This is a genomic window from Salipiger sp., assembly GCF_059781815.1.
Genome location: NZ_JBYNAH010000139.1, coordinates 1 through 13,657, shown reverse-complemented (window position 1 = coordinate 13,657; position 13,657 = coordinate 1). Strand labels below are relative to the sequence as shown.

Below are 13,657 nucleotides of genomic sequence, written 5' to 3'. Positions count from 1 at the left end.
GGCGCGCCACGCGGTCTTGTGAGGTCAGGTCGTCGGGCAGGGCGGCCTCGGGTAGGGGCGGGTCGCAGGCCGGCCTTGCGCTCGAGGCGGTCAGGCGTGCGGACGCACGCCCCCCCTCAGCGGGACATTCCGTTCCAGCGTGCTGCGCAGTTTGCGCAGGGCGGTCCGAAGCTTGCGCTCGTTCATGCAGCCGTAGCCCAGCACCAGCCCCGAGACCGGCGCGCCGTGGTGATACTGCACCGACAGGGGCATGAGCGCGAGGTTCTCCCGCTCGTAGGCGAGCTTGACAAGGATCTGGTCGTCGCAATCGGGCGGCAGCCAGACCGGCATCTGCATGCCCACCGTGCCCGGCATCGGGGTCAGCCAGTCCGACAGGGTCTTCTCGATCTCGGCCGCGACGATGGCGCGGCGCTGCGCGTAGATCCGGCGCATCCGCTTGATGTGATGCGAGAAATGCCCCTGCTCGATGAAATCAAAGAGGGCGGCTTGCAAGGGCAGGCTGGGGAAATGCCCCGAGATGAACACCAATTGCTTCAGGGTTTCGACCAGCGGCTCTGGCACCACCATGAAGCCGAGGCGCAGCGCCGGGAACATGGTCTTGGTGAAGGTGCCGATATAGATCGTGCGGTCGCGCCGGTCGATGCCCTGCACCGAGCGCACGAAGCGCGAGGGCGGGCGGAACTCGTTGTCGAAATCGTCCTCGACGATCCACGCGCCGCGCTCTTCGGCGATGTCCACGAGCTGCCGCCGCGCATCTTCTTGCATGATGGTGCAGAGCGGCTGCTGGCAGGAGGGGGTCACGTAGATGAGCTTGAGCGGGCCGGGGGGCGGCGTGTCGAGCTGCCACTTGCCCCCGGGGCTCACGTGCAGCGGCTCGGCATGGGCGCCGGCGGCGATGAAATTGCCGAGCGCGCCGCTGTAGCCGGGCTCTTCGCACCACACTTTGTCGCCGGGGCGCAGCAGGGCGCGGGCGATGAGATCGAGCGCACCCTGCGAGCCGTTGGTCACGATCACCTGCCCGGGGGTGCAGGTCACCGAGCGGTTGGCGCGCAGGTAGTCCGAGATCACCTGCCGCAGGGGCTCATAGCCGCAATAATTGCCGTAGCCGAAATGCGGCTCGTCCCAGAGCTGGAAGCGGCGGGCAATCAATCGTTGCCAGAGGGTGAAGGGAAATTCGCTGACATCGGGGTAGAAGGGGCGAAACCCCGGCGCCTGCATCCGGACGCTGGCGCCGACCTGCGTCTTCACCAGATCGCTGCCGCGCCGCAGGTCGGTGCCGGGCGCGAGGCCGGTCTCGCGGTGCAGGCTCTCCGAACAGGTCGTGCGCGCGGGCTCTGCAGCGGGCGCCGCCGCCTGGCCGGTGACCGGGGCCACGCGGCTCACCGCCCCGGGCCGCGAGCTGATATAGCCCTCGAAGGTGAGGCGCTCATAGGCCCAGCACACGGTGTTGCGCGACACTGAGAGCTCCTCGGCCAGCGCGCGGGTCGAGGGCAGCGCCACGCCTTCGGCGATGCGCCCGTCGAGGATGAGGCGCTTGAGCCGGCTGAAAAGCTGGTTCTTCAGCGGCTCCTTGCTGTTGCGGCGCAACTCGACACTGGCGATCGGCAACAACCCGTACATGCCTCAGTGGCCCCCTTCATTCGCTGTCAACTGGCTCTTCCCTGAAACATGTAGGCGGGCATAGCATTTGCGAATACCGAAACGACGGCTGGCACCAGGCCAACGCAGAACTGACTGTTTTTACAGTGTTTTGCGAACAAGAGGGATTACTTTTTATGCAGGATATGAGCACGCTGAGCGCGCCCAACTCGATCGAAGCCCGCGATGCCGCGCATGTGCTGCATCCCTATACCAACGCGCGCAAACTGCAGGAAACCGGCCCGCTGGTGATCACCAAGGGCGACGGCATCTATGTCGAGGACAACGACGGCAACCGCTATATCGAGGCGATGGCCGGGCTGTGGTCGGTGGCGCTCGGCTTCTCGGAAGAGCGCCTCGCGGATGTCGCCTATGCGCAGATGAAGACGCTGCCCTACATGCACAATTTCGGCGCCCGCTCGCATGGGCCGCAGGTCGATCTGGCGGAAAAGCTGATCCAGATCGCGCCGTCGCAGTTCAGCAAGGTGTTCTTCACCAATTCGGGCTCCGAGGCCAACGACACCGCGCTCAAGCTGCTCTGGTACCGGGCCAACGCCATGGGCAAGCCGGAGAAAAAGAAGATCATCTCGCGCCACCGGGGCTACCACGGCATCACCATCGCGGCGTCGTCGCTGACCGGCCTGCCGATCAACCACCAGTCCTTCGACCTGATCGTGCCCGACATGATCCGGCTGACCGCTCCGCACCACTACAGCGAGGCCCTTCCGGGCGAGAGCGAGGCCGCCTTTGCCGACCGGCTGGCCGCCGAGCTCGAGGAGAAGATCCTCGCAGAAGACCCCGACACCATCTGCGCGATGATCGGCGAGCCGGTCATGGGCGCCGGCGGCGTGGTCGTGCCGCCCGAGGGCTACTGGCAGAAGGTGCAGGCGATCCTGAAGAAATACGACATCCTGTTGATCGCCGACGAGGTCATCACCGGGTTCGGGCGCACCGGCAAGATGTTCGCCTGCGAGACCTTCGGGATCACGCCGGACATCCTCGTGATGTCGAAGCAGCTCTCGTCGTCCTATCAGCCGATCTCGGCGCTGATGATGACCGAGGAAGTGTTCGGCCCGATCGCCGACGAGAGCGCCCGCAACGGCGTGCTCGGCCACGGCTACACCGGCGGCGGCCATCCGGTCTGCGCCGCGGTGGCGCTGGAGAACATCAAGATCATCGAAGAGCGCGGCCTTGTGGCGAACGCGAGCGACGTCGGGGCGCGGTTGCTCGACGGTCTCAAGGCGATGGCGGACCATCCGCTCGTCGGCGAGGTGCGCGGCGTCGGCCTGATCGCGGCGATGGAGCTCGTCACCGACAAGGACAGCAAAACCGCGCTCGAGACCCCCGGTGCGCTTGGCGCGCTGGCGCAGGAGAAGCTGCAGGAGCGCGGCGTGATCTCGCGCGGGGCCAAGGATGCGCTCTGCTTCTGCCCGCCGCTGATCATCACCGCCGCGCAGGTTGATGACCTGCTGGCGCGTCTTCGGTCGGCACTGGATGCGACGCTGGAGGAGCTGTCGCAAGTCGCATGAGACATGGCGGCGCGCCCTCCGGGGCGCGCGGCCTGTCCTTCCGGAGGAGGGGGAAGGGCAGAAAATCAGAAAAGAAAACAAACCAATAGGGATAACATGACCTCCAATACTAAGCTTTTCACCCGCTCGGCCGCACTGGCCTCCGTGCTCGGGCTCGCGGCGCCGGCCGCTTTCGCCGCCGAAGCGCTCACCGTCGTCGGCTGGGGCGGACCCGGCCAGGAGGTCCAGAGCGAGGTGTTCTTCGAGACCTTCACCGAAGACACCGGCATTCCCCTGCAGCAGGACAGCTGGGGCGGCGGCTACGGCATCCTCAAGTCGAAGGTCGAGACCGGCAACGTCAACTGGGACGTGATCCAGGTCGAGGCCGACGAGATGGAGCTCGGCTGCCTCGACGACATCTACGTGCCGCTCGACTGGGACACGCTCGGCGGCTACGACGATTTCTTCCCCGGCACCGCCACCGATTGCGGCGCGGGCGTGATCACCTGGTCCTTCGCGCTGGCCTATGATGCCGACGCGGTGAGCGAAGCGCCGACCGACTGGTCCGCGTTCTGGGATCTCGAGACCTGGCCGGGCAAGCGCGCGCTGCGCAAATCTGCCAAGGGCACGATGGAGATCGCGCTGCTGGCCGATGGCGTGCCGGGCGACGAGATCTATGACATGCTGTCCACCCCGGAGGGTGTCGACCGTGCCTTCGCCAAGCTCGACGAGATCAAGTCGGACCTGCTGTGGTGGAGCTCGGGCTCGCAGGTGCTGCAGATGCTGTCGGCCAACCAGGTCGCGCTGACCTCGGCCTATGACGGCAGCCTGCGCCTCTATGCCGAGAGCGAGGGCAAGAACTTCGAGCTGACCTTCAACCAGGCGCTCTATGCCTCGGATTACTGGGTTGTCCTGAAGGGCACCGAGCACGAGGAAGAGGCGATGAAGCTGGTTGCTCATCTGATCGATCCCGACCGGATGGCGGAATATCCGCAAAAGCTCCCCTACGGCGTGCCGAACGAGAAGGCGATGTCGATGGTGCCCGAGGAGGCTTCGGCCAAGCTTCTGACCTCGCCCGAGAACATCGCCAACGCGGTTCCGATCGACGCGGATTTCTGGATCGACAATGGCGAAGAGCTGAACAAGCGCTTCAACGCCTGGCTCGCGCAGTGACGCGCAGCTGACCCAGACGCAGCCATAGTGGCTCGGGGTGTGACCGGAGAGGCATGTCCTCTCCGGTCCGTTGCCCTGTCCGGACGACCAGAGGACCGCCAAGTCTCATGCAAAGCGCAAACCCCTACATCCGATGCGACCGCATCTCCAAATCCTTCGGCCACGTGAAGGTCATCGAGTCGCTGTTTCTCGACATCTATCCCGGTGAGTTCGTCAGCCTGCTGGGGCCGTCGGGTTCGGGCAAGACCACGCTGCTCACGATGATCGCGGGGTTCGAGCAGCCCACCGAGGGCGGCATCTGGCTCAACGGTTACCAGATCGACGACCAGCCGCCCTACAAGCGGGACATGGGCGTCGTGTTTCAGAACTACGCGCTGTTTCCGCACATGACGGTTGCGCAGAACATCGCCTTCCCGCTGCGCATGCGCGGCATGGGACGGAGCGAGATCAACGAGAAGGTGGGCCGCGCCCTCGACATGGTCGAGCTTGGCCCGCATGCGGAGAAACGCCCCGGCCAGCTTTCGGGCGGGCAGCAGCAGCGCGTGGCGCTGGCGCGGGCGCTGGTCTTCGAGCCGCGCGTGGTGCTGATGGACGAGCCGCTCGGCGCGCTCGACAAGCGCCTGCGCGAGCAGATGCAGCTCGACATCCGCGACCTGCACAAGCGCCTCAACCTGACGGTAGTGTTCGTCACCCACGACCAGAGCGAGGCGCTCACCATGTCGGACCGGATCGCGGTGTTCAACAAGGGGAAGATCGAGCAGATCGCCACGCCCGACGAGGTCTATGACCGGCCCGCCACCCGCTTCGTGGCGGAGTTCGTGGGCGAAACCAACGTGTTGCAGGGCAAGGTGAGTGACGGTGCGCCGGGCGGCTCGACCGTGCGGCTCGACGATGGGCGCGAGGTTGCCGTGGGCCAGACGCTCGCGGATGGCGCCCGCGTTGCCCTGTGCCTGCGCCCCGAGCGGGTCGCGCTGTCGCAGCAAGAGGGCGGGCCCAACGCCTTCCGCTCCCGCATTGCCGACCGGGTCTACATGGGAGACCACCTGCGCATCGTGCTCGAGGACGGGACCATCGTGCGCGCCGGTCGGCGCGACGATCACCTCGTGCCCGGCATGGACGTCACCGCGACCTTCGCCCCCACCGATGCCTGGGTGGTGCCGGAATGAGCGCCGCCCGCAAGAAAGCCCTTGGCGCGGCCGCGCTTGTTGCGCCGCTGGCGCTGTTCCTGCTGCTGTTCTTTCTCTGGCCGCTGGCCAGCATGTTCATGAAATCGGTCTCCGATCCGGCGGTGGCCGATGCCTTTCCCCGCCTGCATGTCGCGATGGCCGATTGGGATGGCGGGGCCGCGACGCCCGAGATGCAGCAGGCGCTTGTGGCGGATCTGCGCAGCAGCGAGCAGGCGACCGTCGGCAACGCGGTGCGCCGGCTCAACAGCCAGAAATCCGGCTTCCGCTCGCTCTTTGCCCGCACCCAGAAGGCGGTCGACCGCGCCGAGGGCGAGGTCGACCTGCTCAAGGTTCACAAGAAATGGGCCGACCCGGACTACTGGAGCGTGATCGCCTCGGCGATGCCGCGCTATACCGGGCGCTTCCTGCTGGCCTCGGTCGACCTTCAGAAGGATGCCGACGGGCTGAGCCCGCTGCCGCCCGAGCAGGCCATCCACCTGCCGACGCTGCTGCGCACCTTTGGGGTCTCGGCCATCGTCACCGGGCTCTGCATCGTGATCGGGCTGCCCTACGCGATGCTTGCGGCTTCGGTTTCGGGCGGCTGGCGGACCTTCCTGCTGGCCTGCGTCTTCATCCCGATGTGGACCTCGATCCTGGTCCGTTGCACCGCGTGGTTCATCGTTATGCAGAACAATGGCGTGCTCACCGACCTGATGATGGCGGTGGGGCTGACCAAGGAGGCGATGCCGCTGCTGTTCACCCGCACCGGCGTCATCGTCGCGATGACCCACGTAATGCTCCCTTTCATGGTGCTGTCGATCTTCAGCGTGATCATCGCCATGCCCGACCGGCTCATGCTGGCCGCCGCGTCGCTCGGCGCGCGCCCGCTGCCGGCCTTTCTGCACGTGATGCTGCCCTTGGCGATGCCGGGCATCGGGGCCGGCGCGCTGCTGGTCTTCATGAGCTCGCTCGGCTTCTACATCCTGCCGGCGCTTCTGGGCGGGGCGAAGGACCAGTTCGTCTCGTTCCTCGTCGCCTTCTACGCGATCCAGCAGGCGAACTGGGCGATGGCGGCGGCGCTTGGCGTGCTCCTGCTGGTCTCCACGCTGGTGCTCAACATCGTCTACCAGCGCCTGTCTGGCAGCAAGATCGCGGGGGTCTGATCATGAAACCGATCAAGTTCGTCTTCGGAGCCATTGCCGTCCTCTTCCTGATGGGGCCGCAGATCGTCATCCTGCCGCTGGCCTTCAACGGCGGGGCTTTCCTCACTTATCCTCTCGACGGCGTTTCTCTGCGCTGGTTCCGGGTCCTGATCGAGGAGCCGGCGTGGCGCGTCGCGATCATGAACAGCCTGCTGATCGGCGGCGCCACGGCGCTGCTGGCCAGTATCCTTGGCACGCTGGCGGCGCTCGGCCTGCGCGATCGCTTCGGCCTGCCTGCCTCGCTGGCGCGGACGGCCTTCCTGCTGCCCGTGGCGGTGCCGACGGTGGTGCTGGGCGTGGGCATGCAGCTGGTGTTCAGCCGGCTCGGCCTCTCGAGCAGCTATACCGGGGTGATCGTGAGCCACACGGTGATCTCGATCCCCTTCGTGCTGCTCAGCGTCTCCGGCGCGCTGGCGGGGATCGACCGCAGCGTCGAACTGGCCGCGGCCTCGCTGGGCGCAAGGCGCCACACCGTGTTCCGGCTGGTGACGCTGCCGATGGCGATGCCGGGGATCCTGACCGGCGGCGTCTTCGCCTTCGCGACCTCGCTCGACGAGGTGGTGCTGATCCTGTTCCTTGCCGGTCCGAGCCAGCGCACGATCTCGCGCGAGATGTTCACCCAGATGCGCGACAACCTGAACCCGGCGATTGCCGCCGCGGCCTTCACCCTGATCGTGGCGACGTTCTGTGTCGGGGCGCTGTCGCTCTGGCTCCGGCGGCGTCGGATGCGCATGATGGCGCCGGACCCGACGGGCTGATCTGGCGGCAGGTGTCCCGCGGCGCAGATCCGGGGGCGTCTCTGCATGGGTGGGGATGCCGCGCCGCGGTTCAGGCGTGTGCGCCGGCCCGAGCAAGGATCAGCCGTGCCGCGGCGATGGCGCGCGGAACCAGCGTGTCGAGCTCCAGATACTCGCGCTCGGAATGCACGCCGCCGCCCACCGGGCCGCAGGCGCAAAGCGTCGGGATGCCCATGCTGCTGGTCAGGCCGGCGTCGGAGCAGGAGGGGGTGAACTCGGCCTCGAGGTCCAGCCCGGCCTCTGCCGCGGCGGCGATGTAGTCGCGGGTCAGCGCCGCGTCGCCCGTCATCGGGAGGAACTTGCCAAGGCGGTCCAGACCGCCCTCGACATCGGGCGTGAAAGGGGTTTCGGCGATCCGCCGTATCTCCGCTTCGGCCTGCTCACCGCTTTCGACCGTGGCGAAGCGGAGGTCGATCCGGGCCTCGGCCTCGGGGGCGACCATGTTGATGGCCTGTCCGCCGGAGACGATGCCGACGCTGACCGAAATCCCGGTCTCCGGATTGGTGAGCGCGGTCCAGGCGAGGATCTTCTGGGCCAGTTCGACGATGGCGCTGCGCCCATCGGCGGGGTTGAGCCCGGCATGGGCCGCGCGCCCGGCTATCTTGGCGCTGTAGAACGCGCCACCACGGCGTCCGTCGACCACATTGCCGCTGACCCGGCCCGGCTCGGAGTTGAGCACGAAGGTCGAGGTCGCGGCGACCTCGCGGATAACAGGGGCCGAGCCGTTCGAGCCAATCTCCTCGTCGACGGTGAATAGCGCCCGGAGCGGAACCGGCGCGCCCGACCGTGCCAGTTCGCGCAGCACGAAGGCGTTCATCACCAGCCCCGCCTTCATGTCGGCGACGCCGGGCCCGTGGGCGCGGCCACCCTCGATCCGGAAGGGCCGCACCGCGGCTTCGCCGCGCGCAAAGACCGTGTCCATGTGCCCCATCAGCAGGCCCGGCGCGGCGTTGCTCTGCGGCAGGTACTCGGCCAGCAGCGCGTCGGCGTGGCCGGGGACGGCCAGACGGCTGAGCCGGATCTGCGGCTCACTTTCGAAGAAGACGGCGATCCTGTCGCGCACCGCATCGACGCCGGCGATGTCGCGCGAGGGGCTGTCGATGTTCACCAGTTCGCCGAGCAGGGCGATCATCTCTTCCCGCGCGGAGGCGAGGCTTTCCGGGAAGCCGGGCGTTTCGGTCATCGTGGTGTCTTTCGGTCAGGCGGTCTGGAGGAGGGCAGAGATGCGCAGACCGGTCTCGTGCACGGCCTTGTTAATTCGGGTCTGGTTCTCGAAATAGCTCGGGGTCACGCAGCCGACGTTGAGTGCCGCGACGATGGTGCCGTCGCGGTCGAGGATCGGGGCCGCGACCGAGGCCGCGCCGATCACGTGTTCCTCGATATTGATGGCGTGGCGCTGGCGGCGGATCTCGGCGATCAGGTTGCGCAGCGTTTCGGGCTCGTTGACGGTGTAGCGGGTGAATTTCGGAAGCCTGGGGTTCGCGGCGAGGTAGCTTTCCGCGAAGTCCGGCGGTCCGAAGGCGAGGAAGCAGCGCCCCATGGCCGAGCAGAACACCGGAAAGCGGGTGCCGAGCGGGATCTCGTAGCGGATATCGGCGGTGCTCTGCACCGTGTCGATGACCTTCACTTCCGGTTTCGCGGTCAGGACGCCAAGCACGGCGGTCTGCGCGATCCGGTTCGACAGCGCCTTCAGCTCGGGCAGGGCGATTTGGCGGAGGAGGCCGGTCCGCCCGCCGACCCAGCCACTCTGGTCGAGCAGCGCCGAACGCATGCTCCAGAAATTGTCCTGCGACTTCTCGACATAGCCGCGCTGCGCCAGCGTCTGCAGAAGCATGAGGCAGCTGCTCTTGGGAATGTCGAGCTCTGTCGCGATCTCGGTCAGACGCCAGGCACGGACCTCCGTGCCCAGCAATTCGAGCAGGTCGAGAATGCGCAGCGCCGACTTGACGCTGCCGCTGGCCGGGCGAAGGGGATCGTCGGTCTTCATGATGTCCACTCTGCCCATCCCGCGTCAGGCCGCAAGCTCGAGCAGGTTGGCATCGTCAATCGATCTGGCACCGGTCTCGATTTCGCGGATCAAAGCGACAAGCCGGTCGACACGCGGTGTCGGAATGCCGTGGCGTTTGCCGATCTCGGAGATCTGGCCGATCTGGAACGCCACCTCGGTCGGGCGCTTGCGGATCGCGAGGTCGCGCCAGATGCCGGAATGGGTCTTCGCCGAGGCGCGGTTGAAACGCACCATGCGCGCGATCGAGAGATCGCGCCGGGCCGGGTCGCCCCCGGCGGCGAAGGCCATCGGGTCGAAGCCGTCAAAGCCGATGGGCGCGACGCCCTCGGCGGCGGCGACCGCGTTGGCCTCGCCGAGGATCTGGTCCCAGAGCCTGCGCAGCTCGGGCCGGGCGATGCAGTCGCCGATGCCCTTTTCGCCAAGCGCCTGCGCGTAGAGCAGCGTGAGATAGGCGAGCTTGCCCCAGAGATGGGCAAAGATCCGGTCGGTCTTGATCGCGTCGGGCTCGAAGATCCGCATGGCGTCGTGCAGTTGCTCGAGCCGCGGGGTCATTTGACCAGAGGTCTCGCCCACCACCACGGCGCCACGGTTGCCGTAGAGGATCTCGCCCGGGCCGATCCAGTCGGCGCCGAAGTTGATGAAGGCGCCCATGACGCGCCCGGCGCCGACGCTCTCGGCGATGCGCGGCTCGCAAAGCCCGTTCTGGAACGAGGCGACGTAGCCGTCCTCGCCGAGGTGGGGGCGCAGCGCCGCGACGGCGGCGTCGGTCTGCGGGGTTTTGACGCAAAGCAGGATGCGCGACCAGCGCCCCTCGAGCTGGGCCGGGGTGTAGGCGGGCGCCTTCACGGTGAAGCTGTCGACCGGGCCGGTGATGGCGAGACCGCGATTGCGGATCATCTCGACATGCGTCTCGACGGTGTCGACGAAGGTCACCGGAAGGCCGGCGCGGGCGAGATAGGCGCCGATGGTGCCGCCGATGGCACCGGCGCCCCAGATCAGCACGGGATCATGCGACATGAGCGGCCTCCTCAGTGGTGGCGGCGTCTTCGAGCAGGCGCGCGGCCCGCGCGAGGGTCTCGGTCAGCCGGTTGGCGCTGCGCCGCGCCGCGACGAGGTGGTGGCGGTGCTCACGGCCTTCCTCGGCGGCGGCGACCGCCGCGCGCAGGGGGGCGAGGATCGGGTAGGCCTGCGCGATCAGCGCGGGGTCGGGCCGGAAGCGGTCGCCCGAGGTGTAGTCGATCGGCACGAGCAGGTGCGAGAGGTCGCGCAGCGCGAGGTCACGCAGCGGGCGGGCCGCGGCTGCGATGCGGTCGAGCAGGGCGCGGCAGCGCGCAAGGCGGAGCTCGGCCAGCACCGGCGCCGTCTCGAGCGGGGCGAGGGCGTCCTGCATGGCGCGGGCCCAGGCGGCATGGTCGGCGGGGATGGTCTTGGCGATGAGCAGGCGGTGGACCGTCTGCACATAGATCGCGGTGTCGCGGCGCAGGATCTCGGCATCGATCTTGTCGAGCGTGTCGCCGGGCGTGTGCCACCACCAGCCGAAGCCCGCGCCCTTGCGGGCGGGGCCGGCGCTTCCCATGAAGCCCGAGGCGACATTGGCGGTGCCCTCGGCGACGGGCTGTTCGCCCGCGGTGAGGAACATCGACGGCACGCCGATGCCCCAGAACGACTGGTCGCCGGCGCGGCTCAGGCGCTGGCCGGTGAGGCTCTGCCCGGTGAGGCGGGAGACGATCTCGTTGCCGAAGCCGTGCAGTTCGGCGCAGACCGGCATGTCTGCGAGGCTGGTGTTGCCGCGCCCGCCGGTGGAATCGACGTTGACGTGAACAAGGCAGCGCTCCGACAGCTCGGCCCAGGCCGCATCGGCATACCAGCTCGAGCCGGAATAGCGCCCGTGCGAGTGCCCGGACCAGAAGCAGAGCCGCAGCCCGCGCCGCATCTCGCCGCGGCGGCGGGCGACGAGGCGGGAGGTTTCCAACATCGTGGCGTTGGCGCCGCCATTGTCCATCACGCCCTCGTACCAGGTGTCGTGGTGGCCCGAGAACAGGATGAAGGGCGCGTCGGGGCGGCCCTCGGGCATCAGGTCGGCCTGCAGGATCGGGGTCTTGCGCCAGCCGGTCTCGACCTCGGCGGTGATCCGCAGCCGGCTCTGCCCGCCAGCGATCCGCGCCTTGAGCCGGGCGCCGTCGGCGTCGTTCACGGTGACCACGGCGGTGCGGGGCAGGGTGGCCATGTCGCTGTCGTCGGGGCTGCCCCAGATGTTGGAGATGCACATCTCGTGCCGGTGTTCGTGCGGCATCACGTGAACCTGCCCCACCGCCCCGGCGAGGTTGGCGCGGCGTGTGGCGTCGGAGGCGGCCAGACCGTCGATCACCGCGATGCGGCCGCGCAGGTCGACGGCGTCGAAATTCTCCTGCGTGGGGGCGCCCACGATCACCGCCTCGGCCACCAGCCCCTCCGGCCCGGTGGCGCGCGCGAAGCTGTGGGTGATGCAGGTGAAGCTCTCGGAGCCGTCCTCGAGCGCGAGGGCGGCGGCGCCGGGGAGGCTGATATAGGCGTCGTGCTCGATCAGCGTGGTCTCGAAACCGGCGGCGGCCATCTCGGCTTCGAGATGGGCAAAGCTCTCGCGCTCCTGCGGCGAGCCCGAGAGCTTGACGTAGCGGGCGAAGACCTCGAGGTCGCGCCACATGCGGGCGTCGTCGATCTCGGCGTCGAGGGGATCGGGGTGGGTCATCTGGTCTCCAGTTCTGTCGCCGCCCCGGCGCACCGGGGCGGGGGGCTCAGCTCACGGGCGTGCCGGCGCGGGTCAGGGCCCGGCCCGCGAGAAAGCCGCCGTCGATGGCAATGCATTCGCCGTTCACGTAATCGGCGTCGGGGCCGAGCAGAAAGCTCACCACGCCCGAGATGTCGGGAGCCCGGCCGGTGCGGCCGCGCGGGATCATCGACAGATAGGCGGCGCGGTATTCATCGCTGATCTGGTCGTCGCGCACCTCGATGAGGCCGGGCGCCACGGCGTTGACCCGTATCCCCAGAGGCGCGAGCTCCTGCGCGCAGGACTTGGTGAACATCACGATGCCGGCCTTCGAGGCGCTGTAATGCGACACGCCCACCCGCGCGGAATAGGCCGCGGCGGAGGCGAAGTTGACGATGGCGCCACCGCTCAGCTCGGCATCGCGCCGCATCCGGCCGAAGGCCTGCGTGCACAGGAAGGTGCCGCGCAGGTTGATGCCGATGACCGCGTCCCAGTCCGAGACGTCCATGTCGAGCAGGGCGTGGTCGGGATAGACCCCGGCATTGTTCACCAGCGCCTCGGGCATCCCCAGCGTCTCGGCCACGCGCGCGAAGGCGGGCGCGACGGCTTCGGCCTCCAGCACGTCGAGGGTCAGGCCGATGGCGCTCTCGCCGCGCGGGTCGAGCGCCTCTGCCTCGGCACGCGCGGTGTCGCCGTCGCGGTCGAGAAGGGCGACGGCCCAGCCCTCGGCGTGCAGCCGCTTGGCGATGTCGAGGCCGAGGCTGCGGGCCGCCCCGGTGACGATCGCCACCGGGCGGGTGCCGCGGGGGGAAATGCCCCCCGCAACGCTTGCGTCCGTGGGCCTCACTGGGCGGCCACTTCGCGGTTCCAGCGCTCGGTCCATTCCGGGCGCACGGTGGTCACGTAGTCCCAGTCGACGGCCTTCAGCCCGTCGAGCACGCCCTCGCCCACCGGCAGCTTCGCGGCGACCGCCTCGGACAGCTCGACCTTGCTGTTGACCGGCGCGAGATAGGTGTTCTCGGCATTGGCGGCCTGCGCCTCCACGCTGAGCGCGTAGTCGATGTAGCGCTGCGCCGCCTCGAGGTGCTTGGTGCCCTTGGCGATGCCGATGGTGCTGTCGATGATGTAGGCGCCTTCCTCGGGGATGGTCCAGCCGAGGTTCGCGCCGGCATCGATGGCGCCCTGCGCGCGGTCCGAGGTCCAGCTGGTGATCGCCGCATCGCCTTGCGCAAAGAGCTGCGCCATCTGGGCGTGCTGGGTGTAGAAGGTCAGGATATTCGGCTTCAGCGCCTGCAGCTTCTCGAAGCCCGGATCGACATTCTCGACCGTGCCGCCGGCGAGATCGTTGGCGGTCAGCAGGAAGAAGTTGCCGTGCGAGGTCGAGATGTCCGGCACCACGGTGAGACCGGCGTAATCGGG

The 13,657-nt window shown here is 68.2% G+C and carries 12 protein-coding genes; 5 read left to right on the top strand and 7 right to left on the bottom strand.

What is annotated here, in order from left to right; all coding sequences use genetic code 11:
- Positions 1 to 90: 90 nt before the first annotated feature.
- Entirely contained in the window at positions 91 to 1,620 is a 1,530-nt protein-coding gene (gene pdxR / locus AC6RA4_RS15935; protein ID WP_500161971.1) for a MocR-like pyridoxine biosynthesis transcription factor PdxR, read from the bottom strand.
- A 155-nt stretch (positions 1,621 to 1,775) separates the two neighbouring features.
- Between pdxR and AC6RA4_RS15930 the strand changes: the two genes are divergently transcribed.
- The 5 genes from AC6RA4_RS15930 to AC6RA4_RS15910 all read left to right on the top strand — a co-directional run bounded on the left by AC6RA4_RS15930 (position 1,776) and on the right by AC6RA4_RS15910 (position 7,445).
- Complete coding sequence (locus AC6RA4_RS15930; protein WP_500161969.1) at positions 1,776 to 3,167, top strand: aspartate aminotransferase family protein; 1,392 nt, start codon at positions 1,776 to 1,778, stop codon at positions 3,165 to 3,167.
- Positions 3,168 to 3,263: 96 nt separating this feature from the next.
- A complete protein-coding gene (locus tag AC6RA4_RS15925; protein ID WP_500161967.1) occupies positions 3,264 to 4,319 on the top strand; it encodes an ABC transporter substrate-binding protein in 1,056 nt (351 codons plus the stop codon).
- A 107-nt stretch (positions 4,320 to 4,426) separates the two neighbouring features.
- Positions 4,427 to 5,485, top strand: coding sequence for an ABC transporter ATP-binding protein (locus AC6RA4_RS15920; protein WP_500161964.1), 1,059 nt, complete (start codon positions 4,427 to 4,429; stop codon positions 5,483 to 5,485).
- Complete coding sequence (locus AC6RA4_RS15915; RefSeq protein WP_500161962.1) at positions 5,482 to 6,648, top strand: ABC transporter permease; 1,167 nt, start codon at positions 5,482 to 5,484, stop codon at positions 6,646 to 6,648. The genes AC6RA4_RS15920 and AC6RA4_RS15915 overlap by 4 nt, the downstream gene beginning before the upstream one ends.
- A gap of 2 nt (positions 6,649 to 6,650) precedes the next feature.
- Positions 6,651 to 7,445 carry an ABC transporter permease gene (locus tag AC6RA4_RS15910; protein WP_500161960.1) on the top strand — a complete coding sequence of 265 codons (795 nt, stop codon included), beginning with the start codon at positions 6,651 to 6,653 and terminating at the stop codon, positions 7,443 to 7,445.
- Between the two features lie 70 nt (positions 7,446 to 7,515).
- On the opposite strand, the gene AC6RA4_RS15905 is transcribed toward AC6RA4_RS15910, so the two are convergent.
- From AC6RA4_RS15905 to AC6RA4_RS15880, 6 genes are all read right to left on the bottom strand, one after another.
- Complete coding sequence (locus tag AC6RA4_RS15905) at positions 7,516 to 8,667, bottom strand: M20 family metallopeptidase (protein ID WP_500161958.1); 1,152 nt, start codon at positions 8,665 to 8,667, stop codon at positions 7,516 to 7,518.
- 15 nt (positions 8,668 to 8,682) lie between these two features.
- Positions 8,683 to 9,471 carry an IclR family transcriptional regulator gene (locus AC6RA4_RS15900; protein ID WP_500161973.1) on the bottom strand — a complete coding sequence of 263 codons (789 nt, stop codon included), beginning with the start codon at positions 9,469 to 9,471 and terminating at the stop codon, positions 8,683 to 8,685.
- A 24-nt stretch (positions 9,472 to 9,495) separates the two neighbouring features.
- On the bottom strand, positions 9,496 to 10,509 hold the full coding sequence (locus AC6RA4_RS15895) for a ketopantoate reductase family protein (protein ID WP_500161956.1): 1,014 nt from the start codon (positions 10,507 to 10,509) through the stop codon (positions 9,496 to 9,498).
- Entirely contained in the window at positions 10,499 to 12,220 is a 1,722-nt protein-coding gene (locus AC6RA4_RS15890; RefSeq protein WP_500161954.1) for a M28 family peptidase, read from the bottom strand. The genes AC6RA4_RS15895 and AC6RA4_RS15890 overlap by 11 nt, the downstream gene beginning before the upstream one ends.
- A gap of 46 nt (positions 12,221 to 12,266) precedes the next feature.
- Positions 12,267 to 13,028: an SDR family NAD(P)-dependent oxidoreductase gene (locus AC6RA4_RS15885; RefSeq protein ID WP_500161952.1), complete on the bottom strand. Its 762-nt coding sequence runs from the start codon at positions 13,026 to 13,028 to the stop codon at positions 12,267 to 12,269.
- 53 nt (positions 13,029 to 13,081) lie between these two features.
- The coding region (locus tag AC6RA4_RS15880; RefSeq protein WP_500161950.1) for an extracellular solute-binding protein at positions 13,082 to 13,657 on the bottom strand (576 nt) is incomplete at its 5' end.

Excerpts from the sequence above, each read along its gene's own strand:
- pdxR (WP_500161971.1), bottom strand. The coding sequence starts at position 1,620 with ATGTACGGGTTGTTGCCGATCGCCAGTGTCGAGTTGCGCCGCAACAGC.
- AC6RA4_RS15930 (WP_500161969.1), top strand. The coding sequence starts at position 1,776 with ATGCAGGATATGAGCACGCTGAGCGCGCCCAACTCGATCGAAGCCCGC.
- AC6RA4_RS15925 (WP_500161967.1), top strand. The coding sequence starts at position 3,264 with ATGACCTCCAATACTAAGCTTTTCACCCGCTCGGCCGCACTGGCCTCC.
- AC6RA4_RS15920 (WP_500161964.1), top strand. The coding sequence starts at position 4,427 with ATGCAAAGCGCAAACCCCTACATCCGATGCGACCGCATCTCCAAATCC.
- AC6RA4_RS15915 (WP_500161962.1), top strand. The coding sequence starts at position 5,482 with ATGAGCGCCGCCCGCAAGAAAGCCCTTGGCGCGGCCGCGCTTGTTGCG.
- AC6RA4_RS15910 (WP_500161960.1), top strand. The coding sequence starts at position 6,651 with ATGAAACCGATCAAGTTCGTCTTCGGAGCCATTGCCGTCCTCTTCCTG.
- AC6RA4_RS15905 (WP_500161958.1), bottom strand. The coding sequence starts at position 8,667 with ATGACCGAAACGCCCGGCTTCCCGGAAAGCCTCGCCTCCGCGCGGGAA.
- AC6RA4_RS15900 (WP_500161973.1), bottom strand. The coding sequence starts at position 9,471 with ATGAAGACCGACGATCCCCTTCGCCCGGCCAGCGGCAGCGTCAAGTCG.
- AC6RA4_RS15895 (WP_500161956.1), bottom strand. The coding sequence starts at position 10,509 with ATGTCGCATGATCCCGTGCTGATCTGGGGCGCCGGTGCCATCGGCGGC.
- AC6RA4_RS15890 (WP_500161954.1), bottom strand. The coding sequence starts at position 12,220 with ATGACCCACCCCGATCCCCTCGACGCCGAGATCGACGACGCCCGCATG.